Below are 23,165 nucleotides of genomic sequence, written 5' to 3'. Positions count from 1 at the left end.
CGAGAGCATCGAGGCCAGCCGACTCAGTGAAGCGAAGCACCCCTACACGCGGGGATTACTTTCGTGCCTCCCCTCGATCGACGGCTCGCTGGAGCCGCTGCCGGTGCTCAATCGCGAGGCCAGCTGGGCGGAGGCGCTCCAGTGATAGAAGTTCATGACCTAAGCGTGACTTTTAGTGGCAATGTCGCCGTTCAAAACACTGCATTTTCAGTCGAGTCCGGCGAAAGTTTCGGCCTCGTCGGAGAATCCGGCTCGGGCAAATCGACCATCCTCCGCACCATCATGGGCCTCAATTCCAGCTGGTCCGGAACCATCAAGATCGACGGCCTCGACGTCCGGAAAACCCCCAGAAAGCAGCTGGCGCGTCTCGTCCAGATGGTGTTCCAGGACCCCTATTCCTCGCTCCACCCACGCTACGTCATCGGCCAGCAGATCGCAGAACCGATGAAAATCAATGGGTTACCCAACCCGGAGCGCCGCACCGCCGAGCTGCTCGAGCTGATCGGCCTCGGCGCCAGGTACCAGTTCCGCTTCCCCCACGAGCTGAGCGGCGGCCAGCGCCAGCGCGTCGCCATCGCCCGCGCCCTCGCCTTGAGCCCCAAAGTGCTGCTGCTGGACGAACCCACCTCCGCCCTCGACGTCTCGATCCAGGCCGAAATACTCAACCTTCTCAACCGCTTACGTCGAGAGCTCGGGCTCACCTTCGTCATCGTCAGCCACGACCTTGCGGTGATCAGCTACATGTGCGAACGGCTGATGGTGATGCGCAATGCGAAGGTGGTCGAGACGCTGACCCGCGAGCAACTCCGCTCCGGCGCCATCGCCGAAGACTATACGAGAGCTCTGATCGCGGCGGCCTGACACCGAGAGGTCCACGTCTGTGAGTATTACTGCAAAGACTGCGTTGATCACCGGCGTAACGGGACAGGATGGTGCCTATCTGGCGCAACTGTTGCTTGATCAAGGCTACATCGTCCACGGCATCAAGCGCCGCTCATCTTCCTTCAACACGGCCCGTATCGAGAACATCTACCAGGACCCGCACGAGACCAACCCGCGTTTCATCCTCCATTACGGCGACATGACGGATGCAACCAACCTCATCCGCATCGTGCAGGAAACGCAGCCGGACGAAATCTACAACCTCGCCGCGCAGAGCCACGTGCAGGTGAGTTTCGAGACCCCGGAATACACCGCGAACGCCGATGGTGTCGGGACGCTGCGGCTGCTGGAAGCGGTTCGCATCCTCGGGCTCGAAACGAAAAGCAAGTTCTATCAAGCCTCTACGTCTGAACTCTACGGACTGGTCCGGGAGGTCCCGCAGACGGAGACGACGCCGTTCTACCCGCGCTCGCCTTACGCCATCGCCAAGCTCTACGCCTACTGGACGGTAGTCAACTACCGCGAAGCCTATGGCATGCACGCCTCCAACGGCATCCTCTTCAACCACGAGAGCCCGCTGCGCGGGGAGACTTTCGTGACGCGCAAGATCACGCGCGCCGCGGCGGCGATCCATCTCGGCAAGCAGGAGCGGCTCTATCTCGGCAACCTCGATGCCCAACGCGACTGGGGCCACGCGCGGGAGTACGTCCGCGGCATGTGGCTGATGTTGCAGCAGGAAAAGCCCGACGACTACGTGCTCGCGACCGGCGTGACGACGAGCGTGCGCCAGTTCGTCGAGTGGGCGTTCGAGGATACGGGCGTCTCCATCGACTGGCACGGCCAGGGCGTCGAGGAAAAGGGGTTCGATGCCAGGACCGGCAAGTGCCTCGTCGAAGTCGATCCGCGGTATTTCCGCCCGACGGAAGTGGATTTGCTGCTCGGCGACGCCAGCAAGGCGCGGACGAAGCTGGGCTGGACGCCCGAGACGCCGGTGCGCGAACTCGTCCGCGAGATGGTCCAGCACGATCTCCAGATCATGCAGACCTCGATGGTGATGAAGGAAGCGTGATGTATTCGCTCGCGGGCAAGAAGATCTGGGTGGCCGGCCATCGCGGCATGGTCGGGGGAGCCGTGGTCCGCCGCCTCGCGGGCGAAGGCTGCGAAGTCATTGCCGCGGAGCGAAGCCAGGTCGATCTCAAGCGCCAGGTGGAAGTCGAGGCGTTCCTCGGTGAATCGAGACCCGACGCCATCGTCATGGCGGCAGCCAAGGTCGGCGGCATCCTCGCCAATGACAGCTTTCCGGCCGATTTTCTCTACGACAACCTGATGATCGAGGCCAATATCGTCGAGGCGGCGCACCGGAACGGGGTGGAAAAATTCCTGTTCCTCGGCTCGTCCTGCATCTACCCGCGGCTGGCTCCGCAGCCCATCCCGGAAGATGCGCTGCTGACCGGGCCGCTCGAGCCGACCAACGAGTGGTACGCCATCGCCAAGATCGCCGGCATCAAGCTGGCGCAGGCGTATCGGAAACAACACGGCGATGATTTCATCTCGGCCATGCCGACCAATCTTTATGGTCCGGGCGACAATTTCGACCTCAAATCGAGCCACGTGCTCCCTGCCCTCCTCCGCAAGGCGCACGAGGCCAAACAGCGGGGCGACCGGGAGATGGTCATCTGGGGGACGGGCGGGCCGCGCCGCGAATTCCTCCACGTCGACGACTGCGCCAATGCTCTGGTCTTCCTGCTCAAAAACTACTCCGAGCACGAGCATATCAACGTCGGTTCAGGCGAGGATATCAGCATCCTCGAGCTGACTCGGATGGTCTGCCGGGTGGTCGGGTTCGAGGGCGAGATCGTCCACGACCTCTCCAGGCCCGACGGTACGCCGCGCAAGCTGATGAGAGCGGACAAACTCCGGCAGATGGGCTGGGCGCCCCGGATCGGGCTCGAGCAGGGCATCGCCGAGACCTACCGCTGGTTCCTCGAGAACGCTGCGTGACTTGCCGTTCTCACCGATGCCTGCGGTAGACGATCAGCGCTGATCGTGCAGCACAAGCTGCGCGAGTTCGGCCAGAACCGAGATGGCGAGCGAACTCGCATCGCGGGTGGGCCCGAAAAGGCCGATCGGACCGCGGATGCGGTCGATCTCCGCCAGCGTATGCCCGCAGGCGAGGAGCACTTCGCAGCGGCGCTGGTGCGTCCGGGTGCTGCCGAGCGCGCCTATATAGAGGCAATCGGCCCCGAGCGCCTGGCGCAGGATCGCAGTCTCCCACTCATGCTCGTGGAACAGCAGGACGACCGCGCTGCGCGAATCGAGCCGAAGGTCCGGCGGATCGCGCGGGGTGAGTAGCCGATCGCAGTCTATGCCTGCCTCGATGAGGCGCACGGCGTTCTGGTCGTCGGCCGCGAAGGCGCGCAGCCGATAGCCGGCGGCCGCCCCCAGCCGCGCCAGCGCCTCGAACTCGAGGCCGCGGCCGAGCACTACAAGCTGCAATTGCTGCGGATAGCAGCGGCGGAAGGTATCCTCATGCCACCCGGTCTGTCGCGTGTCGCCCTCTTCCAGCGCCGCCGGGCCGTTCGGATCGAAGACGATCGCAAACGGCCGTCTCGCCGCAAGGTGGTCGCCGGCCGTCTCGACGAGCGCCTCGTCGATCCCGGTGTCCACCAAGACATCCATGCTGCCGCCGCAGGGCAGGCGAATATCGAGGAAGGGTGACCCGGCGCCGAAGCGCAGGATGGCGTTCCTCTGCTGGCGCATCAGCTCCATGGCTTCCGTGGCGATGGCGCTTTCGAGGCAGCCGCTGGAGAGATAGCCGGCGAAACGGCCATCTTCCAGTACCGCCATCTGGGCCCCGACCGGACGGGCGGAGCCGCCGACGCTGTCCACCAGCGTGAGCAGCGCCCCCCGCACGCCGTCGCCGAGTCCGCGGCGAAGCAGGCCAAAGACCGAGGCCGAGTCATCGGGTGCGATGTCACCCGCCTGCGAAAGGCGGCGAGGCAGGGTTGGCGCGAGCTGCTGGTTGGTCATCTCAGTCCACCGCCGGCACGGAGAGAAGGGCGGCCTTCACCTTATCGGCGGTGAGGGGCAGATCGTAGAGGCGCACGCCGATGGCGTCGCGGATGGCGTTGGCGATGGCGGCAGAAGTCGGCCCCTGCGCGGCCTCACCTGCGCCAAGGAAGGGCTGACCAGGCTGGGGGACGATATCGACCTCGATGCTGTCGGGCACCCCGCCGAAGCGGAGGATCGGGTAGGTCTGCCAGTCGATGCTGGTGATTCTCGTGCGGTCGAAGGTGACTGCCTCGTAGAGGGTCCAGCTCATCGACTGCAGGATGCCGCCTTCGGTCTGGTTCCTGATGCCGTTCGGGTTGACGATCTCGCCGCTATCGATCGCCGCGTTGGCCCGAACGAGGCGCACCGTACCGGTATCGGTGTTGACGGCGATCTCCACGGCAATCGCCAGGTATGATGCGTGGTTCTCGTAGCGGGCAAAGGCGAAACCGCGGCCGCGCCCCGGAACAGGCGTCCAGCCGGCCCAGTCGAAACTGCTGGCAGCCCGCCGGATCACCTCGGCCCCGCGCGGATCGGCGGCCTGGGTCAGGCGGAAGTCCACCGGGTCGACGCCGGCCAGCCGTGCCATCTCGTCGACGCTGCTTTCCATCGAGAACAAGTTGAAAAAGGCACCGAGCGAACGCAGAGCTGACTGCCGAAGCGGCTGGTCCTTGATGAAGTGCCAGATGACGTGCTTCTGCGGCAGGCTGTAGCCAAGCGGGTCGGAATTGCGGTCGCCGCTGCCGGTGGGAGTAATCGAGAACACCTGCGGGTCCTGTGGAAAAGGCGTTGCAAGATAGCGCGCCGAAAGCAACGCACCGGGGGGGCCTGGGCGAGAATTGTGGCTGTTGCTCCACAGCTCGTAGTCCCATTGTGCGATCTTGCCGTTGGCGTCGACGCCGCCGGTGAAATGCGTGACCATGCCCGGTCCGTACGGTTCCCACGCATGCTCCTGCTCGCGCATGAACTGCACACGCACCGGTTTGCCGGGCACCGCCCGCGCCATCAGCGCCGCATCGGCCGCAGCGTCGTCGGCCTGGTTGTGCCCGTAGCAGCCCGAGCCCTGCATGTGGATGCAGTGCACCTTGGTCTGGTCGACACCCAGCATTTGGGCGATGGCGGCATGGTCGGGATAGACCCCTTGCGTATGGGTATAGATCGTCGTCACCCCATCGCTGCCCAGCTGGCCCAGCGCGCAGGATGGTCCGATGGAGCCGTGCATCTGGTAGGGCCGGGTGTACGAGGCGTCGAACGTCTGCACCACGCCGGTCGGGGTGGTATTGCTGTCCGCCACTGTTCCGTCCTCAACCGCGAGCGCCTTCAGCGCTTCGGGCAGGTGCGCCTCATCCGGCAGGCTTGCCTGCTCCTTCCATTTGGCCGAACGGGCCAGCGTGCGCATCGCGACTATCGCCTGCCACTCCTGCTGGGCGATCACGGCGAGGTAGCTGCCGTCTCGAATGACTTTCACGACGCCCGGCATCTTCTCGATCGACGCCGTGTCGGCATCGGCCAATGTCGCCGTGTAGCTGGGCGGGCGCACGACGCGGCCATGCAGCATGCCGTCGGGCCTCAGATCCTGCACATAGGTGACGGCTCCGGTGACGATGCCGGGAATATCGACGCGCGGCAGCGACGTACCCATCACGGTGAAATCGGCGGTCGGCGTGAGCTTGCTCGTCGGCTGCGCGTTGACGTGCAGCGTCTCGCCGGTGACGAGAGCGCCATAGGTCAGCGACTGCGGTCCGCCGACGATCTGTCCGCCCTGCGCCGTGAGCGTCGTCGGATCGGCCTTTAACTGCGTTGCGGCCTTGGCGATCAGCAACTCCCGCACCTGCGCGGCGGCGTTGCGCACCGCCGTCCCCGACATCGACATCGACATCGAGCCGGCAGTGTAGCCCTCGTTGGGCGACAGGACGGTATCGGCGGTGATCAGCTTGATGGTCAGCGGGTCGATCTTGAGCTCTTCGGCCGCGCATTGCAGGATCGCGGTCTTGACGCCCTGCCCCAGTTCGGCTTTGCCGGTGAACACCGTCACCTGGTTGTCGGCGTCGATCGCGATCCAGCTGTCCAGCATGGGATCAATGTTGAGATCGCCGGGCAGGGCCGAGGGCGACGCCGGCGCCGGCGCCGGCATGACGGCGGCGGGCGGAGTCTCCTGGCCTCGGGCCATGCCGAGCAGCGAGAAGCTGACAATGAATGCACCGGTGCCCGCGAGAAGCTGGCGGCGGGTAATGGCTCGTGGTTCGCGCAGTTCGTCCATCACGCACCTGCCATCGCATCGACGGCACGCAGTACCGCCCTGATGATCCGCATATGCGTTCCGCAGCGGCAGAGATTGGGTTCGAGTGCCACGCGGATCTCCGCTTCGGTCGCCTTGGGATTGCGCTCGAGCAGCGCTTGCGCCCGCATCATCATGCCGGGAATGCAATAGCCGCATTGGGCCGCCTGCTCGTCAATGAACGCCTGCTGCAGTGGACCGGGATGCTCCTCGGTGCCCAGGCTCTCGAGGGTACGGATCTTTCGGCCCTCGAGCATCATGATCGGCGTCACGCAGGAAAAGATCGGTTGGTCGTCGGCGATCACCGTGCATGCGCCGCACTGTCCGAGCCCGCAGCCGAACTTGGCGCCGTTGAGCCTCAGGTCGTTGCGCAACACGTAGAGCAGCGGTGTATCCGTGGCGGAATCGATCGTCTCATCCTGGCCGTTGACGTTGAGCTGGATACTCATGGATTGGCTCCCGGAGGGTTGACGGGCGAGGGCCCGCGTTGAACGCCATCCTCGCTGTAGAGCTTGACCGGCGTCGCGCCGCTCATGGTGCTCGCGACGAGCGATGCGGCGCTCGACCACGCGGGTTTGCCAGGGGCAAACGTGGTGCGCAGGTAGGTCAGCAGCGCCACCATATCGTCCTGGCTCAGCGTGCCCGCGAAGCCCGGCATTGTTGCAAAGGTCCGGCCTTCCCCGGCCGGCAGGCCAAACAACACCATGTCGATGATGTTCTGCGGGTCGTCGGCGTGCACCGCAGTGCTGTCGTGGAAGTCGATGCCGCCGAAGGGCGGCAGGCGCCCCGACTCGTGGCAGGAGGAACACACCGCGGCGTAGATCGTCGCGCCGCGACCGGCAGAGACGTCGACCACCATGGGTGGCGCCAGGCTATCACCCGAGGTGAGGATCGGCTGGGCCGGTAGCGGTGGCGGAGCCGGAGCGTTGGACCTGGCCATCAGGGACGCGACATAGACGCCCATCGCATGCACATCCGCATCGCTTGCCTCACCGAGACGAGCGGTGACCTGTGCCATCGGTCCGAACGAGGCGCCGTGCTGTGCGGAGAAACCGGTCCTGAGATAGCCCGCGAGGCCGTCGGCATCCCATTTGAACGGCGCCGGCGATGTGTCGTTGATCGCATAGACGTACCAGCCGTCGATCACCGGCCCGCCTGCATATTCGTCGCCGGTATCCTCGGCGCCCAGCGAGTTGCGGGGCGTGTGACACGAGCCACAGTGCCCGAGCCCCTCGACGAGGTAGCGGCCGCGGTTCCATTCGGCATTCTGGTTCGGATCCGCGGCGATCACGCCCTTTTTGAGAAAGAGCAGATCCCAGCCCGCCATGATGGTCCTGATGTTGTAGGGGAATCCGAGCTGGTTGGCCGGAGGCGTGAACTTCACCGGGTCGCGCGTCATCAGGTACGCATAGAGCGCGATGGCATCGTCGGCCGTCACATGGGTGAAGTGGTCGAACGGGAAAGCCGGATAGAGGTAATGGCCCGCAGCATTTACGCCCTCCTGCAGGGCGCGGGCAAACGCGGCCTCGGTCCAGGTCCCGATGCCGGTCTCGCGGTCCGGCGTGATGTTGCTGGAGTAGATCGTGCCGAATGGAGTGGGAACCGGCAGTCCACCGGCGAGCGGGGCACCCGTTGCAGTCGTGTGGCAAGAGGCGCAATCGCCGATCGAAGCCAGGGAGGAGCCCTTGGCGACCAGAGCTACGCCGAACGTTGGGACCTGACCCTCGGGAAGCGGAGCGATGGCCGGCTTGTAGACCAGGGCAAAATACGCCACCGCCCCGAGAGCGACCACGACCACGATGATGAGCAGCGACCAGCGGCGCTTCCGCGTTCTCCGCGGCCCTCCAACCGCGGGCGAACGCCCGGAGTTGCCGGTCAAATGAGCATCTTTCTGCATCGCTTCAGGAGACATCAGGACATCATCCTTTGATCGAGGTCGTACAGAATCCAGAGGCTCCCCCCGACCATGATCAGGATCAGCAGGCTGGAGAACTGGATGAGCTGCAAATCCTCGCGCTTCGAGCGCGACAGGTCGATGTCGAGGAAATAGCGGAAGTGGACGACGATCTGCGCGAGGGCGAGGATGCCCAACGCTGGCAGCAGCACGGCCACCGGCAGGTGGGCGAAGGCGACGAGGCCGAATGAGCCGGCGGTGAGAAGGAGCGCGAGGCCGAAGCCCCGGATATAGCCGCGGCGCTCGCGCGTGGCGTCGGCCGAAGGCTGCGGCCTGTGGATCCTGGTGGAGGCGCCGGTCCAGGGATCGCTCATTGCGCCACTCCTGGCAGATACACCACCGAGAAGATGACGATCCAGATCAGGTCGAGAAATTGCCAGAACAGCCCGAGCCGCAACAGGAGGGAACGCACTTCGCGGCGGAGGCCGAGGACTGCAATCTGCACCATCATCACGACGATCCACACCGATCCGGCGAGGACATGCAGGCCATGGGTGGAGACGAGGAGAAAGAACGACGACAGGAAGCCGCTGACCTGGGGGGACGCGCCGCTGGCGATCAGCCCGGTCAGCTCGCGCAGTTCGAGGCCGAGGAATCCGAGCCCGAGCAGCAGCGAGGCGCCCATCCATCGATAGATCGTCGGGACGCGGCTTTCCCTCAGCGCCACCGACGCCATGCCGAACGCGAAGCTGCTGAAGAGCAGCACCAGAGTCTCGATGAATGCGTTTGAGAGCTGGAAGACCTCGGCGCCGGTAGGGCCACCGTTGGTGCGGGTGGTCATTGAGGCATAGGTGGCGAACAGCACGGCGAAGATGATGGCGTCGCTCATCAGGAACACCCAGAAGCCGAACACCGTCACCTCGGCGTGGAGGTGATCCTCCTCGCGGGCATGCGCCAGGTTGATGCCGGGGTGCTGGAAGGCTCGCTCGGTCATTGCAACACCACCTCGCGTTCTTCAGCCACGGTGACCAGCCACAGGCGCTCGCGGGCCTCGATCTCGGCGCTCGAGATGAGCTTGTTGGTGGTGGTGGCGAAGCTGCGGGCGATGATCGTGCCGATGATCGCCACGAGACCGAGAAGCGCCAGCCACCAGATGTGCCAGACCACCGCGAAACCGAAGACGAAGCTCGCGGCGCCGATGGCGAGGCCGGTGATGCTGTTGCGGGGCATCTCGATCGGCTCGTAGACGCCAGGAGGCCGGTAGGCGGTGCCCTCGGCCTTCATGGCGGTGAAAGCATCGCGCGAATGAACCACCGGCTGGACGGCAAAATTGTATTCGGGCGGCGGCGACGAGGTGGTCCATTCGAGCGAGCGTCCATCCCACGGGTCGCCGGCGAAGTCGGTGGTGCGGTGGCGGTGACGAATGCTCACCACCAGCTGGATCACCTGCGAGGCGAGCCCGCAGAGGATGAACAGGGCGCCGCAGGCCGCGACGATGAGGTAGGCCTGCCAAGCCGGGTCGTCGTAATACGCGGTGCGACGCGGCATGCCGAGGAAGCCGAGGACATAGAGCGGCATGAAGGCCAGATAAAAGCCCGAGACCCAGAAGGCCACCGCCCGCCTGCCCCATTTCTCGTCGAGGGGAAAGCCGAACGCCTTGGGAAACCAGAACGTGTAGCCGGCGAAGAATCCGAATAGCGATCCCGGGATCAGCATGTTGTGGAAATGGGCGATGAGGAACAGCGTGTTGTGGAACACGAAGTCGACAGGCGGGATGGCGAGGATCACCCCGGTCATGCCGCCGATGACGAACGTGATGAAGGCGATCGACCACAGCATCGGCGTAGCGAAGGTGAGCCGGCCGCGGAACATGGCTAGCATCCAGTCATAGACCTTCACCCCGGTGGGCACCGCGATGAGCATGGTCGTCACGCCAAAGAAGGCGTTGACGTCGGCGCTGGCGCCCATGGTGAAGAAGTGATGCAGCCAGACCATGAAGGACAGCACGGCAATCGACATGGTGGCGTAGACCAGCACGGTGTAGCCGAACAGGCGCTTGCGGCTGAAGGTCGGGATCACCTCCGAGAAGACGCCGAACGCCGGCAGGACCAGGATGTAGACCTCCGGATGGCCGAACAGCCAGAACAGGTTGGCGTAGTTCATCAGGTTGCCGCCGCCATCGGCGGTGAAGAAATGCATGCCGAGGTACCGGTCGAGCGCCAGCATCGTCACGGCGACGGTGAGCGGGGGCAAGGCGAAGATGATGAGCAGGCTGGTGCAGAGCGAGGTCCAGCAGAACAGCGGCATGTCCATCAGCTTCATGCCGGGCGCCCGGAGCTTGTAGATGGTGACGATGAAGTTGATGCCGCTGACCGTCGAGCCGATGCCGCTGATCGCCAGGGCCATGATCCAGTAGTCGACGCCGACGCCCGGGCTGTAGCCGAGCTCGGTGTAGGGCGGGTAGCCGCTACAGCCGCCGGTGGAGAATGTGCCGATGACCACCGACACCATCACCAGCGCCGCGCCGGCCGCGGTGAGCCACAGGCCGATGGCGTTGAGCAGCGGGAAGGCGACATCGCGGGCGCCGATCTGCAGCGGCACGACGAAGTTCATGAGGCCGATGAGGAACGGCATGGCCATGAAGAAGATCATGATGGTGCCGTGCGAGGAGAATATCTGCTCGAAGTGATCCGGCGCCAGGTAGCCCTGCGTATTGAGCGCGGTCGCCTGCTGGACGCGCATCATCAGCGCATCGACGAAGCCACGCAGCAGCATTACCAGGGCGAGGGTCACGTACATGATGCCGATGCGCTTGTGGTCGACGCTGGTCAGCCACTCGCTCCACAGGTAGCGCCACGCGCGGAGCCAGGTGATCAGCGCCACGACGACAAGTCCCCCGAGCACGATGAACCCTGCGCCGGCCGCGGCGATCGGGCTGTACAACGGCAGGGCATCGAGGCTCAGTTCACCGAACATGCCGCCTCCGCCGGGGTGAGCGGTTCATTGCGCGTGCACCATCACCGGGGGCCCCGGGGGACGTCGGTCCATATTTCGCGATGATGGCTGCGAAGAGGCCGGGCTCGACCGGCGCAAAGAGCTGCTGCGCCGGAGTTTCAGTCGGTTTGGAGACAGCCGCGTAAGTGGCGCTGTCGAGCGTGGCGGGGCTGCTCTTCGCCTCCTGAAGGAAGCTCTCGAAGTCGGCCTCGGTGGAGGCGATGTCAGGGAAGGTCTGATCGGGGAAGCCGTCGCCGCTGAACTGGGTGTTGCGGCCAACGAAAATCCCTGGCGCATCGGCGAGGAGGTTCAGCTCGGCGCGCATGCCGGGCATCGCATAGATCTGGCCGCCCAGCGCCGGGATCGAGAACGCGTTCATCACCGTGTCGGTGGTGAGTTCGACGGTCAGCGGGCGCCCGGCCGGAAACACCAGGCGGTTGAGCGAGGCGATATTCTCGGTCGGGTAGATGAACAGCCATTGCCAGTCGAGCCCCACAGCCTGGACCACCAGCGGTGGTTGCGAGGCGGCGATCGGCCGATACGGATCGAGCTGGTGGGTGCGGGACCACACCACTCCCCACAGCAACACCACTATAGCCCCCGGCACCAGCCAGATGGCGATCTCGATCGGCCGCGAATTCTCCCAGTCGGGGCTGTACCGGGCAGCGGTGTTGCGGGCGCGATAGCGCCAGGCGATCAGCGGGGTGAGGATGAATACCGGCGCCACGACGATCAGCATCAGGCCGACCGCGTCGAACAGCATGCCGCGCTGTGCCAGCGCCACCGGACCGGCGGGATCGAGGATCGAGTCAGCGAACATCGCGTTCTCCCCACGCCGGACATGGTGAAGGCCACCTCGGATGCTCCCCGATCGCTTCGAGCGGGTTCTCGGGGAACCGGGCCGCGCCGTTCGCCACCGGAGGCGGCTCGCCGTGCGCCGGCGCCGGATTTGTCTCCCGTCCCTTTCTGTTGTTCAGCATCGCGCTACTCGTCGAGGTTGAGTTGCTTCGGCGGTACAAATGCGAAAACGAGGTCGGGCGAATATCTGCCCGTTGCCCGGCTTTTGCTTCCCTCGGATTGCTGCGATTGGGCTGGACTGCCCTAAATCGCCGACATGCCGCCGGCCGAATGACAGACCGGTCGAGGCGCGGTCGACGGCGGCGGGAGATGCCGATGCACGTGCAGGACCCTCCAGAACGCTGGGCGGTCGCCGACGGGGCTTTCAGGTGGGCCCGCGGCACGCTCACAGCGATACTTGCCGATGCTGCCGAAGCGGGGCAGGATGCGCCGGCGTCCAGGTGTATTTTCAATGACCATCGCTCAAGACAGTCCTGCTCGTTCCGAAACGAGTGCCGCAGCCTGCTCGGTTACGTTCAGCGTCAACGGCCGAACCAGTTCGCTTGTCCTCGATCCGCGGGTAACCCTGCTCGATGTGCTCCGCGAGCATCTGCATCTGACCGGCACGAAGAAGGGTTGCGACCAGGGGCAGTGCGGCGCCTGCACCGTCATGGTGAACGGCCGGCGCATCAATAGCTGCCTAACTCTGGCGCTGATGCATGAGGGGGACGAGATCACGACGATCGAGGGTCTGGGTTCGCCCGAAGCGCTGCATCCGCTGCAGAAGGCGTTCCTCGACCATGACGGCTTCCAGTGCGGCTATTGCACTCCCGGGCAAATTATCTCGGCAGTCGCGGTGCTCGAGGAGATCGGGGCGGGCGTCCCCAGCCACGTCACCGCCGACCTCAATGGCGCGCCTCCGGCAACGGACGAGGAAATCCGCGAGCGGATGAGCGGCAATCTCTGCCGCTGTTCGGCCTATCCCAACATCATCGCCGCGATCCGGGACATGGTGGAGGACCACGTGTGAGAGCGTTCACCTATGAGCGCGCCGGCTCGCCCGCAGCGGCGGCCGCAGCAGTCGCGACGCAGCCCGGTGCGAAGTTCATCGCCGGCGGCACGAACCTGCTCGATCTGATGAAACTCGAGATCGAGGTGCCGACCCACTTGGTGGACGTGAATCGGCTCGGCCTCGACCTGATCGAAACCACGCCCGACGGTGGGCTGAAGATCGGCGCGCTGGTGCGCAATACCGACCTCGCGGCGGATATGCGGGTCCGCAGCGACTATCCGCTGCTCGCTCGGGCGGTTCTGTCGGGTGCCTCCGGCCAGCTCCGCAACAAGGCCACCACCGGCGGCAACCTGCTGCAGCGAACGCGGTGCCCGTATTTCTACAACACCGACATGCCCTGCAATAAGCGGAAGCCCGGCTCCGGCTGCGCCGCCATGGGCGGGCTGAGCCACAACCTCGCGATCGTGGGCGCAAGCGACGCCTGCATTGCCACGCATCCCTCCGACATGGCCGTCGCCCTGCGTGCGCTCGACGCGACGGTGGAAACCGTCGCGGCGGACGGCTCGGAGCGCCACACCCCGCTCGCCGATTTCTACCGGTCGCCCGGCGAGACACCTCATATCGAGACCGTATTGCGGGCTGCCGAGATGATTACCTCCGTTACCCTGCCCCAGCCGCTGGGGGGTGTGCAGATCTACCGCAAGGTACGCGAGCGCGCGTCGTTCGCGTTTGCCACCGTCTCGGTCGCCATGGTCGCAGGCAGCGTAGACGGCGATATCCGCGTCGACCGGCTGGCGTTCGGTGGTCTCGCGCACAAGCCTTGGCGCGTCGAAGCGGCCGAGGGCGCAGCGCGTAGTGCCGAGGCAATTGCCGATATCGTTCTCGCCGGGGCAAAGCCCACTGCGGACAATGCCTACAAGTTGCCGCTGGTCCGCCGCACCCTCGCGGCGGTGATCGCGCAGGCGAAGAGCGAAAGCGCGCGATGATCGGCGAGGGCATCAACCGCACCGACGGTCCGCTGAAGGTCACCGGCGGCGCAACTTACACAGCAGACCGGCAGGATGCGGGTGCTCCACTCTACGGCGTCATCCGGGGCGCCGGCATCGGCAAGGGCCGGATCACCTTCATCGACACGCGAGCGGCGGAAGTTGCGCCCGGCGTGCAGGTGGTGTGGACCTACAGGAATGCTCCCGCCCAGGCGCCGGCCAGGGACTATGCCGACCTCAACGACGCGCATCCGCAACTGGTCGGCGACCGTGTCGACCACTACGGGGCGCCGGTCGCCTTCGTGGTCGCGAACAGCTTCGAAGAGGCGCGAGCGGCGGCGGGACTGGTCGAGATCGGCTATGACGTTGCCTCAGGCGCCTATGAACTGGACCAGGGTGTGCAGCCGGGCGCTTGGCACAACGTCTCCGCCTTCGGCGACGTCGACAAGGCGATGGCGGAAGGGCCGGTAACGGTCGAGGCCGACTATTCGACCCCCTATCACTTCGCGCAGCCGATGGAGCCGAACGCCTGCCTCGCCAGCTGGCACGACGGGCACCTCACCGTCTATCTCGCCGCCCAGATGATCTCCCAGCTCATCGAGGGGCTGGCCGCCACGCTGAAGCTGGACCAGAAGCACATCACGGTGGACAGCGCCTTTGTCGGCGGCGGCTTCGGCTCCAAGATCGCGCTGCACGCCGAGGCGGTGCTCGCCTCGCTCGCGACGATGGCGCTGCACCGGCCCGTCAAGGTCCTGCTGACGCGCCGCCAGATCTTCACCATCGTCGGACATCGAGCGGCCTCGCACAGCCGGATCCGGCTCGCTGCCACGCCGGACGGCCGGTTGACGGCGATCGGCCACGACGCGACCGTCCAGACCTTTCGCGGCGGGGACTGGACGGAGGGTGTCGCCACCGTATCGCGCGCGCTCTACGCCGCGCCCAACCGGCTGACGCGACATGCCCGCTCGGAACTCGACCTTGGCACGGCGGAGCCGGTGCGCGGTCCGGGGGAACTGCCCGGCTTGATGGTTTTCGAGTCGGCGATCGACGAGCTGGCGGAAAAGCTGGACATGGATCCGGTTGAGCTGCGGCTGAGGAATGACACAGCCGTCGACCCGGAGCGCAAGATTCCATTGAGTGGCCGGCGCCTCGCCGACTGCCTGCGCGAGGGCGCAAAGCGCTTCGGCTGGGACAACCGCCCGGCGGTACCGGGTAGCCGGCGCGACGGCAGGTGGCTGATCGGCTATGGCGTCGCCTCGTCGATCCGCGGACATTTCCAGTCCGCCGCCGAGGTCAGCGTTCGCCTCCTGCCCGAGGGCCGGGTGGTCGTCACGTCGGACATGACCGATCTCGGCACCGGCACCTACACCATTGTCGCCCAGGTCGCGGCCGCCGCCCTCGGGGTTCCGGTGAGCCAGGTCACGGTGGAGCTGGCCAGCACCGATCATCCGTCGAGCATGGGCTCTGGCGGATCGTGGGGTGCCGCCAATACATCGGTCGCCACCGATCGCGCCTGTCAAAGCCTGCGCGATCAGATCGCGGCGGTCGCTGGCACCGGCTACAACGATCTATTCGCCGAGCTCCGCCGGCACTTTCCGCGAGGGCTGGAGGCCACCGGCAAGACGCTGGAGAGCCGCGACGATCCGAACTACCGGCGCTACTCGCAGTTCACCTATGGCGCGTCGTTCGCCGAGGTGGGCGTCGACGCCGATACCGGCGAGGTGCGCCTCAGGCGGATGCTGGGGGTGTTTTCGGCGGGCCGCATCCTCAACGCCAAGACGGCGCGATCGCAGCTGATTGGCGGCATGACCTGGGGCGTCTCGGCGGCGCTCCATGAAGGCAGCTATCCGGACCCGCGGCATGGCAACTGGCCCAAGGGCGACCTCGCCGAGTACCTGCTCCCGGTGCACGCCGACATCCCCGATATAGAGGCGATCATGCTGGACGATTTCGACGAACACGCCAACCACCTCGGGGTGAAGGGCATCGGCGAACTGGGCGCCGGCGGCACCGGCGGTTCCGTCGCCAATGCCGTCTACAATGCCACGGGCGTCCGGGTGCGTGACTTCCCCATCACCATCGCTAACCTTCTCCCAGGCCTTGCGGCGCGAGGTTAGCGGCCGCGGAAGTCATCGAGCGTATCGAAGTCCCGCATGATTTCCGGGGCGGCGTCGACGAGCGTCGCGGCCTGCAGCAAGTTCTTGCCCCCGGTGTCGCCGGAGAGTTCCGCCAATCGGCCCAACAGCGACCTCGCGAATATTGCCGGCGGCCCCCTGGTGCCAAGGCTTCCGGTGGCTGCGACCTCCCCCGAGCCGAGAGCCTCGATCACTGCGAGGAGGTGTGAGCTTGTGACATGGGGCACGTCGGCGAGGCACACCAGCATCGCATCTGCATCCAGAGCCATCGCCCGGCGCGCGCCGAGGGCGAGGGACGCGCCCATGCCGAGTTGCGGATCGTCGTTGATGATCAGCTCGAAGCCCCTGGCCGTGAAGAGTTCTCCGCGGCCGGTGTTCCCGGCGGGACAGACCGCGATCCGGCTCGCGAAGGGTATCGTCGCCACCGTATCGGCGATGTGCGCTCCCAGCGCCTTGCCAGCGATCGGATGCAGCAGCTTGTCGCCGCCGAACCGCCGCGACAGTCCCGCCGCAAGGACGACGGCAACGACAGTCTCAGGCGCGGTCAAGCTGCGCCCTTGCTGCCGAGATTTCGGCGAGGACCGAGACGGCCAGCATGCCCGGCTCGCGCGCCCGGTCTACAAGCCCGATCGGACCGCGGATGCGCTCGATCTGTGCGGCCGGCAGTCCCATCGCGGCCAGTCGCTCACGCCGCTGCTGATGCGTCCTCACGCTGCCAAGCGCACCGACGTAGAACCCCCCGGCAGCGCCGGCATGGGCGAGGATGGCGTGTTCCCACTCATGCTCGTGAAAGAGCAACACCGTCGCGGTCCAGGCATCGATCGGCAGATCCGGAGTGCGGCCTGGCGATTTCAACAGTTCGATCGGCACGTCCAGGGAAGCAAGCGCCAGTGCCGAGGATTCGTCCGGTGTCGCGAGACAAAGGTCGAACTCGGCGGCGGCGGCGACGCGGGCCATCACCTCGAAGTCAGGGCCCCTGCCCGCCAGCAGCAGCCGCGTTCGCGGCAAGTAGCGCCGCACGAACATGCCGTCATGCCACCCCGTCGCCGCTCCTACGTCAGCGATCCTCGAGGCACGGGACTGGCCCGGATCGAACCCCAGCGCGAACGGCTCCCGGCGCCCAAGACACTCCAGCGCTTCATTGAGCAGCTCCAGCGAGGGGGAAACATGGACGAGCAGGTCGACCCCTCCCCCACACGGAAAGCGGATGTCGATGAAGGGCGAGCCCTTGCCGAAGCGCATGACGCGATCCGTTCCGGCCGCGATCAGCGGGGCGACCTCGGCGGCGATCGCCGGCTCGACGCAGCCCCCTGACAGATGGCCCAGATGCCGCCCATCCGCCAGCACCGCCATGTGCGTTCCCAACGCCCTGGGCCCGCCGCCATCGATTCCGGAAATCGTGATGAGCGCCCCATCGATGCCCTGGGACCTGGCGTGAGCCAGAAACGCTATCGCCGCAGCATCGCGGCTCATACCCGCAGTTGCCGAAGCCAAAACAGTCTCCCCGCCCGCCCGCGCTCCGAGCATCCTGCTTCCTCCGCTGATACCAGATTTCTAGACCTGTGGAGCAGAAGTGCCAAGGCGAAGAAAATCCACGCCCCTGCCCCGGCCCGACGAGACCGCCAGATCAAGCCCCCGATGCTACCGGCCGTTCTTGAGACCGTTGGCAGCATTGAGTGGTGCGGAGAGAATGACCCCGCTCTTGGGAAATCGAGAGCGTGCGGTTTCAAGAAAAGAAATGGTGCTGCAAGAGAGGATTGAACTCTCGACCTCTCCCTTACCAAGGGAGTGCTCTACCACTGAGCTACTGCAGCTAACGCTGGGTGCCAATGGGTTGGGGACCCCGGGCGGCGTGGGGCGGTTACTGCCACAGGGTTCCGGCCCACGCAAGGGCAAAAAGCTTGCAAACGGGATACAGCATGGGGCACGGCTTGCTGCTATTTTGCCTTGCGGTTGACTGCAGGAGAGATGGGCGGGCTCGGCCGCCGAAACGGCCGGTGCGCCAACGCCATGGACAAGGACGAGCATGCCTGACGAGGCAGCGAGGCGGGAGCAAAGATTAGCCGCAAAGCTCCGCGAGAACCTCAAGCGGCGGAAGGAACAGGCGCGGGCGAGGGCAGCAACCGCCGGTAAACCTCAATCGGATAGAGATACATCTGGCGACGCGAGCGGGCAGGCTCCGTTGAAGCCGGATCGTGACTCGGATAGCTAAATCACGGGGCAGACTGTCCCAAAAGGGTCGGGAAGAACACATGGATCGCATTCGTCTGGTCGGCGGCAACGAGCTCAGGGGCGAGATCCCCATCTCGGGCGCCAAGAACGCGGCCCTGCCGCTGATGATCGCCTCGCTATTGACCAAGGATCCGCTGGTGCTCGAGAACGTGCCGCGGCTGGCGGACGTCAACCAGCTCGAAAAAATCCTCGAGAACCATGGCGTCGATATCGCCGTGCATGGCCGGCGGACCGCGACGCTCGACGGGCAGCGGATGACGCTGGAAGCCGCCGAGATCGTCGATACCACGGCGCCCTACGAGCTGGTCTCGACGATGCGGGCCAGCTTCTGGGTGATCGGGCCGCTCTTGGCGCGGGCGCATGAGGCGCGGGTGTCGCTGCCGGGCGGCTGCGCCATCGGCACGCGGCCGGTGGACCTGTTCCTCTATGGGCTGAAGGAACTCGGGGCCGAGATCGATATCGACGAGGGCTATGTGGTTGCGAAGGCCCCCAAGGGCGGGCTGCGCGGCGGGCATGTGATATTCCCCAAGGTGACGGTCGGCGCAACGCACGTGCTGATGATGGCGGCGACGCTGGCGCGCGGCACGACGGTGATCGAGAACGCGGCGATGGAGCCGGAAATCACCGATGTGGCCGAGTGTCTCGTCAAGATGGGCGCCAGGATCGACGGCATCGGCACGCGGACGCTGACCATCGAAGGCGTCGACGAGCTGCATGGCGCAACCCACTCGGTGGTGCCGGACCGGATCGAGACCGGCACCTACGCCATGGCGGCGGCGATGGCGGGCGGCGATGTGCTGCTCAAGGGCGCGCGGCCCGAGCACCTGCAATCGGCGCTCGATGCGCTCGGCGCGGCCGGGGTGCGGATCACGCCCGAGGCGGGCGGCATCCGGGTCTATCGCAACGGCAACGGGCTGCAGGCGGTGGATGTGGAAACCCAGCCGTTCCCGGGCTTTGCGACGGACCTGCAGGCGCAGTTCATGGCGCTGATGACGATGGCGAACGGCACCTCGCAGATCCGCGAGACGATCTTCGAGAACCGCTACATGCATGTGGCGGAGCTCGCGCGCTTCGGCGCCGATATCAAGGTCGACGGGCAGGTCGCGACGGTGACGGGCGTGCCGACGCTGAAGGGCGCGCAGGTGATGGCGACGGACCTCCGGGCCTCGGTATCGCTGGTGATCGCGGGGCTGGCGGCGCGGGGCGAGACGGTGGTCAACCGGATCTACCACCTCGATCGCGGGTTCGAGCGGCTCGAGGACAAGCTCAGCGCCGTGGGCGCGGAAATCGAGCGCGTTACGGGCTGACCAGCAGAGACATGGGCGATGCAGCGGAAGCTGCATTGCCCCTTTCGGTTCAAACTTGTAGATCGGGTTCCGGGCCCCCACTTGCTGGTCAATTCCAACGTTCTCCGGACCCTGAACCATGACCGATCTCAAGCTTCTGGCGCTTGATAGCGAAGACCTCGACGTCATCTCGGCCACCACGCAGGACGCCATCGTGCGGGTCGGCGACATGGGATATGCCAAGGCTGACAAGCGTTTCGCCCTGTTGATGAACCGCTATGCGTGGGAAGACGGCGGGAATGCCAAGACCTCGGCCAAGACGGGGGTGCGGAAGCGCGCGGCGCTGCATTTCGACCGGGTGATCGGGGTGAAGGTGGCGGGGATCGATACCAATGCGGTGGATGGGGCGCTTGAGTTGCTGACCATCCGGTTCACCGAGTCGCTGGCGCCAAGTGGTTGGATCGACTTGGCTTTTGCCGGTGGCGGGACGGTTCGGCTGGAGGTTGAGGTGCTGGAGGCGCGGTTGCAGGATCTGGGGTCGGCGTGGGCGGCCAAGGCCAAGCCCGAGCACGCTGCCTGATGCCGGTCAGGCTCGACAGCCGGGATGCCGGCTTCGCCAAGTCCTTCGAAACATTGCTGAATTCGAAGCGCGAGGCTTCGGAGGAAGTGGGCAATGCGGTGGCGGCGATCCTTGCCGACGTCAAGGCGCGGGGCGATGCGGCAGTGATCGAGTACACCGAACGTTTCGACAAACCGGCTCGAAATGCATGGTCTTTACGCGTCACGGACGAAGAAATTTCCAACGCCAGTGCACGAACTTCTGCCGATGTTCTGTCGGCACTGACCGTGGCGCATGAACGCATCAAATCGCACCACGAAAAACAGAAGCCGCTCGACCATATCTACCAGGATCACCTCGGGGTGACGCTGGGGACGATCTGGACGCCCGTCGAGGCGGTGGGCATCTACGTGCCGGGCGGCACGGCTGCGTATCCGTCGTCGGTGCTGATGAACGCAGTCCCGGCCAAAGTCGCCGGCGCGAGCCGCATCGCCATGGTGGTGCCGATGCCGGGTGGCGAGGCGAACGATGCCGTGCTGGCTGCCGCGAAGATTGCCGGGGTGACCGAGATCTACCGGATCGGCGGGGCGCAGGCGATCGGGGCGCTGGCCTATGGCACCGAGACGATTGCGCCGGTGTCGAAGATCGTCGGGCCGGGCAATGCCTATGTCGCCGCGGCCAAGCGCCAGGTGTTCGGCGCGGTGGGGATCGACATGATCGCCGGGCCGTCCGAGGTGCTGATCATCGCCGATGGCTCGGCGAATCCGGCCTGGGTGGCGGCGGATTTGTTGGCGCAGGCCGAGCATGGCGGCGGGGCGCAATCGATCCTCGTCACCACCGACCAGCAGCTGGCCGATCTCGTCGAGGACGAGGTGTGGCGGCAGATCGAACTGCTACCGCGGGCGGAGATCACCCGCGAGGGCTGGGAAGAATTCGGCGCGGTGATCACCGTGGCGTCTATGGCCGAAGCGGTGGAACTCGCCAACCGGATCGCCTCGGAACATGTCGAGCTGGCGATCGACGATCCGCAGTCGCTGGTGCCGAAAATCCGCAACGCCGGGGCGATCTTCCTTGGGCATCACACGCCGGAGGCGATCGGCGACTATGTCGGCGGCTCGAACCATGTGCTGCCCACGGCCCGGTCGGCGCGCTATGCGTCGGGGCTCGGGGTGCTCGATTTCATGAAGCGGACGTCGGTGCTGGGGTGCGATCCGTCCTCGCTCGCCGCATTGGCGCCGTCGGCGATCACGCTGGCGACGACCGAGGGGCTCGAGGCACACGGACGGTCCGTGTCGATAAGGCTCAATCGGTAGATGGCGCTCACGCCGCGACAGTTCGATCCCAAAAGCGATCGCATCGTCGTCGTCACGCTGGACCCCAACACCATCACTTCGGCCAACCCGGACGAGGTGCACGAGTGGCGCATCGCCATCTATGACCTGGTCGAGGAGAACGTCTTCGCCCCGGCGCGGGTCAAGGCCACCGGGCCCTACGCGCTGCACATCTCGATCGTCGGCAACTACATCCTGCTCGATGTGCGCAATCCCGACACCTACGAGCCGATCGCGGCGCACTACCTGTCGCTGACGCCGTTCCGGCGGCTGATCCGTGATTATTTCCGCATCCGCGAGAGCTATTACGACGCGATCAAGACCGGCTCGACCTACCAGATCGAGACCGTCGACATGGCGCGGCGGGGCCTTCACAACGAGGCGGCGGAGCTGCTCCGCACCCGGCTCGACAACAAGCTGGAAATGGACCTCAACACCGCCAGGCGGCTGTTCACGCTGATCTGCGCGGTACAGCCGTTCGCGAGCCGGATCGACGAGCGGGAATCGACGCTCCCCACGGTGCTGTTCGTCTGCTCGATGAATTCGGTGCGCTCGCCGATGGCGGCGGCGCTGGCGCGGCGGTTCTTCCCCGGCCGGCTGATCGTCCGCTCGGCGGGGGTGCGCTCGGGCAAGGCCGACCCGTTCGTGCATGAGGTGATGGAGGAGATCGGCGTCGACATGAGCGTCCACACCCCGCACACCATGGATGAGCTGGTGGCCAACCATTTCGACCTCGTCGTAACGCTCTCCAACGACGCGCCCGAGGCGGTGGAGCGGCGCGGGCTCGAGGCGGGGGCGATGGAGCACTGGCCGATGCCCGACCCCACCGAGATGGAGGGGAACCGCGAGTCCGTGCTGAGCGCCTACCGGACGCTGCGCGATACGCTGCAGCAGCGGGTGCGCGAGCGGCTGGAAAAACTGGTGGCGGCTCCGCCCAAGGCGGCGTGAGGTGGCAGTTCTTGCTCCCCTCCCCCTTGAGGGGAGGGGCCGGGGGTGGGGGTCCGTCGGTGATCACCGGACCACCCCTCCCTCGTTCCCTCCCCGCAAGGGGAAGGGAGGCGGCTGCTGCGAGCGGCGGCGGCTCGAGAGCCCGCCCACCGCGGCGTGAGGTGCTGGATATACTTGCCGGCGCTTCCCATATGATTGGTGCACCTGCTCAGGCGGGTGGTTCACAAACCGGGCGACATCCAGTATAGGTGGCGCCAAATTCAAGCCCCCGACATTGCCAGTAACGTGTTTGCGGGGCCGTCTCAGGAGAGAGAATGGCTAAGGAAGAAGTGCTCGAGTTTCCGGGCGTGATCACGGAACTGCTGCCGAATGCGACCTTTCGGGTGAAGCTCGAGAACGACCACGAGATCATCGCCCACACGGCGGGCCGGCTGCGCAAGAACCGCATCCGCGTGCTGGCAGGCGACAAGGTGCTGGTCGAGATGACCCCCTATGACCTGACCAAGGGCCGGATCAACTACCGCTTCAGGTAGTTCGGCCACGCGGCCTCATGACCGTGCCGCGGGCCCGGATGGAGACGGCATGGCCAAGGAAGAAGTGCTCGAATTTCCTGGGGTGGTGGCCGAACTGCTGCCCAATGCCACCTTCCGGGCAAAACTCGAAAACGAGCACGAGATCATCGCCCATATCGCCGGCCGCATGCGCAAGAACCGCATCCGCGTACTGGCGGGCGACAAGGT

23 protein-coding genes and 1 tRNA gene are annotated in these 23,165 nt (G+C 65.8%); 13 read left to right on the top strand and 11 right to left on the bottom strand.

The window, feature by feature from the left end:
- Positions 1-7: 7 nt before the first annotated feature.
- The 4 genes from JWQ89_RS22545 to JWQ89_RS13995 are packed head-to-tail and all read left to right on the top strand — an operon-like array spanning position 8 to position 2,883.
- Positions 8-145 (top strand): hypothetical protein, encoded by a 138-nt coding sequence (locus tag JWQ89_RS22545; RefSeq protein WP_366144011.1) that lies wholly within the window; start codon positions 8-10, stop codon positions 143-145.
- 20 nt (positions 146-165) lie between these two features.
- Entirely contained in the window at positions 166-861 is a 696-nt protein-coding gene (locus tag JWQ89_RS14005; RefSeq protein WP_299641984.1) for an ABC transporter ATP-binding protein, read from the top strand.
- Between the two features lie 19 nt (positions 862-880).
- Positions 881-1,951 carry a GDP-mannose 4,6-dehydratase gene (gene gmd, locus JWQ89_RS14000; RefSeq protein ID WP_366144010.1) on the top strand — a complete coding sequence of 357 codons (1,071 nt, stop codon included), beginning with the start codon at positions 881-883 and terminating at the stop codon, positions 1,949-1,951.
- Positions 1,951-2,883, top strand: coding sequence for a GDP-L-fucose synthase (locus JWQ89_RS13995; protein WP_299641983.1), 933 nt, complete (start codon positions 1,951-1,953; stop codon positions 2,881-2,883). The genes gmd and JWQ89_RS13995 overlap by 1 nt, the downstream gene beginning before the upstream one ends.
- 33 nt (positions 2,884-2,916) lie before the next feature.
- Here the strand turns inward: JWQ89_RS13995 and JWQ89_RS13990 are convergent, their stop codons facing one another.
- From JWQ89_RS13990 to JWQ89_RS13955, 8 genes are read right to left on the bottom strand one after another with little or no spacing between them, the layout of a single operon-like run.
- Positions 2,917-3,912, bottom strand: a complete 996-nt coding sequence (locus JWQ89_RS13990) for an XdhC family protein (protein WP_299641981.1) — start codon at positions 3,910-3,912, stop codon at positions 2,917-2,919.
- A 1-nt stretch (position 3,913) separates the two neighbouring features.
- On the bottom strand, positions 3,914-6,193 hold the full coding sequence (locus JWQ89_RS13985; protein WP_299641980.1) for a molybdopterin cofactor-binding domain-containing protein: 2,280 nt from the start codon (positions 6,191-6,193) through the stop codon (positions 3,914-3,916).
- Entirely contained in the window at positions 6,193-6,660 is a 468-nt protein-coding gene (locus JWQ89_RS13980; protein WP_299641978.1) for a (2Fe-2S)-binding protein, read from the bottom strand. Before JWQ89_RS13980 ends, JWQ89_RS13985 begins: the two co-directional genes overlap by 1 nt.
- Positions 6,657-8,090 (bottom strand): cytochrome c, encoded by a 1,434-nt coding sequence (locus JWQ89_RS13975; protein WP_299641976.1) that lies wholly within the window; start codon positions 8,088-8,090, stop codon positions 6,657-6,659. Before JWQ89_RS13975 ends, JWQ89_RS13980 begins: the two co-directional genes overlap by 4 nt.
- Before the next feature lie 32 nt (positions 8,091-8,122).
- A complete protein-coding gene (locus tag JWQ89_RS13970; protein WP_299641974.1) occupies positions 8,123-8,479 on the bottom strand; it encodes a cytochrome C oxidase subunit IV family protein in 357 nt (118 codons plus the stop codon).
- Positions 8,476-9,099, bottom strand: coding sequence for a cytochrome c oxidase subunit 3 (locus JWQ89_RS13965; protein WP_299641972.1), 624 nt, complete (start codon positions 9,097-9,099; stop codon positions 8,476-8,478). The genes JWQ89_RS13970 and JWQ89_RS13965 overlap by 4 nt, the downstream gene beginning before the upstream one ends.
- Positions 9,096-11,081 carry a cbb3-type cytochrome c oxidase subunit I gene (locus tag JWQ89_RS13960; RefSeq protein ID WP_299641970.1) on the bottom strand — a complete coding sequence of 662 codons (1,986 nt, stop codon included), beginning with the start codon at positions 11,079-11,081 and terminating at the stop codon, positions 9,096-9,098. The genes JWQ89_RS13965 and JWQ89_RS13960 overlap by 4 nt, the downstream gene beginning before the upstream one ends.
- Positions 11,071-11,919, bottom strand: coding sequence for a COX aromatic rich motif-containing protein (locus JWQ89_RS13955; protein WP_299641969.1), 849 nt, complete (start codon positions 11,917-11,919; stop codon positions 11,071-11,073). The genes JWQ89_RS13960 and JWQ89_RS13955 overlap by 11 nt, the downstream gene beginning before the upstream one ends.
- Positions 11,920-12,408: 489 nt before the next feature.
- Here JWQ89_RS13955 and JWQ89_RS13950 point away from each other — a divergent pair, with 489 nt between their 5' ends.
- The 3 genes from JWQ89_RS13950 to JWQ89_RS13940 are packed head-to-tail and all read left to right on the top strand — an operon-like array spanning position 12,409 to position 16,051.
- Positions 12,409-12,966, top strand: a complete 558-nt coding sequence (locus tag JWQ89_RS13950; protein ID WP_299641967.1) for a 2Fe-2S iron-sulfur cluster-binding protein — start codon at positions 12,409-12,411, stop codon at positions 12,964-12,966.
- Positions 12,963-13,934 (top strand): xanthine dehydrogenase family protein subunit M, encoded by a 972-nt coding sequence (locus JWQ89_RS13945; protein ID WP_299641965.1) that lies wholly within the window; start codon positions 12,963-12,965, stop codon positions 13,932-13,934. The genes JWQ89_RS13950 and JWQ89_RS13945 overlap by 4 nt, the downstream gene beginning before the upstream one ends.
- Positions 13,931-16,051, top strand: a complete 2,121-nt coding sequence (locus JWQ89_RS13940; protein ID WP_299641964.1) for a xanthine dehydrogenase family protein molybdopterin-binding subunit — start codon at positions 13,931-13,933, stop codon at positions 16,049-16,051. The genes JWQ89_RS13945 and JWQ89_RS13940 overlap by 4 nt, the downstream gene beginning before the upstream one ends.
- Here JWQ89_RS13940 and JWQ89_RS13935 read toward each other — a convergent pair.
- From JWQ89_RS13935 to JWQ89_RS13925, 3 genes are all read right to left on the bottom strand, one after another.
- A complete protein-coding gene (locus JWQ89_RS13935; protein WP_299641962.1) occupies positions 16,048-16,617 on the bottom strand; it encodes a nucleotidyltransferase family protein in 570 nt (189 codons plus the stop codon). The genes JWQ89_RS13940 and JWQ89_RS13935 overlap by 4 nt on opposite strands.
- A complete protein-coding gene (locus JWQ89_RS13930) occupies positions 16,604-17,563 on the bottom strand; it encodes an XdhC family protein (protein ID WP_299641960.1) in 960 nt (319 codons plus the stop codon). Before JWQ89_RS13930 ends, JWQ89_RS13935 begins: the two co-directional genes overlap by 14 nt.
- Positions 17,564-17,808: 245 nt before the next feature.
- Positions 17,809-17,883: transfer RNA gene (locus JWQ89_RS13925), tRNA-Thr, on the bottom strand.
- A 438-nt stretch (positions 17,884-18,321) separates the two neighbouring features.
- On the opposite strand from JWQ89_RS13925, the gene murA reads away from it, so the two are divergent.
- From murA to infA (JWQ89_RS13890), 6 genes are all read left to right on the top strand, one after another.
- Positions 18,322-19,608 carry a UDP-N-acetylglucosamine 1-carboxyvinyltransferase gene (gene murA, locus JWQ89_RS13920; protein WP_299641958.1) on the top strand — a complete coding sequence of 429 codons (1,287 nt, stop codon included), beginning with the start codon at positions 18,322-18,324 and terminating at the stop codon, positions 19,606-19,608.
- A 118-nt stretch (positions 19,609-19,726) separates the two neighbouring features.
- Positions 19,727-20,167, top strand: coding sequence for a DUF2948 family protein (locus JWQ89_RS13915; RefSeq protein ID WP_299641956.1), 441 nt, complete (start codon positions 19,727-19,729; stop codon positions 20,165-20,167).
- Complete coding sequence (gene hisD / locus JWQ89_RS13910) at positions 20,167-21,459, top strand: histidinol dehydrogenase (protein WP_299641955.1); 1,293 nt, start codon at positions 20,167-20,169, stop codon at positions 21,457-21,459. The genes JWQ89_RS13915 and hisD overlap by 1 nt, the downstream gene beginning before the upstream one ends.
- A complete protein-coding gene (locus JWQ89_RS22540) occupies positions 21,460-22,425 on the top strand; it encodes a UPF0262 family protein (RefSeq protein ID WP_366144009.1) in 966 nt (321 codons plus the stop codon). It begins immediately after the preceding gene.
- Positions 22,426-22,739: 314 nt separating this feature from the next.
- A complete protein-coding gene (gene infA / locus JWQ89_RS13895) occupies positions 22,740-22,958 on the top strand; it encodes a translation initiation factor IF-1 (RefSeq protein ID WP_299641953.1) in 219 nt (72 codons plus the stop codon).
- 49 nt (positions 22,959-23,007) lie between these two features.
- The coding region (gene infA / locus JWQ89_RS13890) for a translation initiation factor IF-1 (RefSeq protein ID WP_299641985.1) at positions 23,008-23,165 on the top strand (158 nt) is incomplete at its 3' end.

The sequence above is a fragment of the Devosia sp. genome (assembly GCF_028290645.1).
In the GTDB taxonomy this organism is placed as follows: Bacteria; Pseudomonadota; Alphaproteobacteria; order Rhizobiales; family Devosiaceae; genus Devosia_A.
This window is presented reverse-complemented; position numbering and strand designations above follow the sequence as displayed.

Coding starts and splice junctions, on each gene's coding strand:
- JWQ89_RS13995 (WP_299641983.1), top strand. CDS start 1,951: ATGTATTCGCTCGCGGGCAAGAAGATCTGGGTGGCCGGCCATCGCGGC.
- JWQ89_RS13990 (WP_299641981.1), bottom strand. CDS start 3,912: ATGACCAACCAGCAGCTCGCGCCAACCCTGCCTCGCCGCCTTTCGCAG.
- JWQ89_RS13985 (WP_299641980.1), bottom strand. CDS start 6,193: ATGGACGAACTGCGCGAACCACGAGCCATTACCCGCCGCCAGCTTCTC.
- JWQ89_RS13980 (WP_299641978.1), bottom strand. CDS start 6,660: ATGAGTATCCAGCTCAACGTCAACGGCCAGGATGAGACGATCGATTCC.
- JWQ89_RS13970 (WP_299641974.1), bottom strand. CDS start 8,479: ATGAGCGATCCCTGGACCGGCGCCTCCACCAGGATCCACAGGCCGCAG.
- JWQ89_RS13965 (WP_299641972.1), bottom strand. CDS start 9,099: ATGACCGAGCGAGCCTTCCAGCACCCCGGCATCAACCTGGCGCATGCC.
- JWQ89_RS13960 (WP_299641970.1), bottom strand. CDS start 11,081: ATGTTCGGTGAACTGAGCCTCGATGCCCTGCCGTTGTACAGCCCGATC.
- JWQ89_RS13955 (WP_299641969.1), bottom strand. CDS start 11,919: ATGTTCGCTGACTCGATCCTCGATCCCGCCGGTCCGGTGGCGCTGGCA.
- JWQ89_RS13950 (WP_299641967.1), top strand. CDS start 12,409: ATGACCATCGCTCAAGACAGTCCTGCTCGTTCCGAAACGAGTGCCGCA.
- JWQ89_RS13940 (WP_299641964.1), top strand. CDS start 13,931: ATGATCGGCGAGGGCATCAACCGCACCGACGGTCCGCTGAAGGTCACC.
- murA (WP_299641958.1), top strand. CDS start 18,322: ATGGATCGCATTCGTCTGGTCGGCGGCAACGAGCTCAGGGGCGAGATC.
- JWQ89_RS13915 (WP_299641956.1), top strand. CDS start 19,727: ATGACCGATCTCAAGCTTCTGGCGCTTGATAGCGAAGACCTCGACGTC.
- hisD (WP_299641955.1), top strand. CDS start 20,167: ATGCCGGTCAGGCTCGACAGCCGGGATGCCGGCTTCGCCAAGTCCTTC.
- JWQ89_RS22540 (WP_366144009.1), top strand. CDS start 21,460: ATGGCGCTCACGCCGCGACAGTTCGATCCCAAAAGCGATCGCATCGTC.
- infA (WP_299641953.1), top strand. CDS start 22,740: ATGGCTAAGGAAGAAGTGCTCGAGTTTCCGGGCGTGATCACGGAACTG.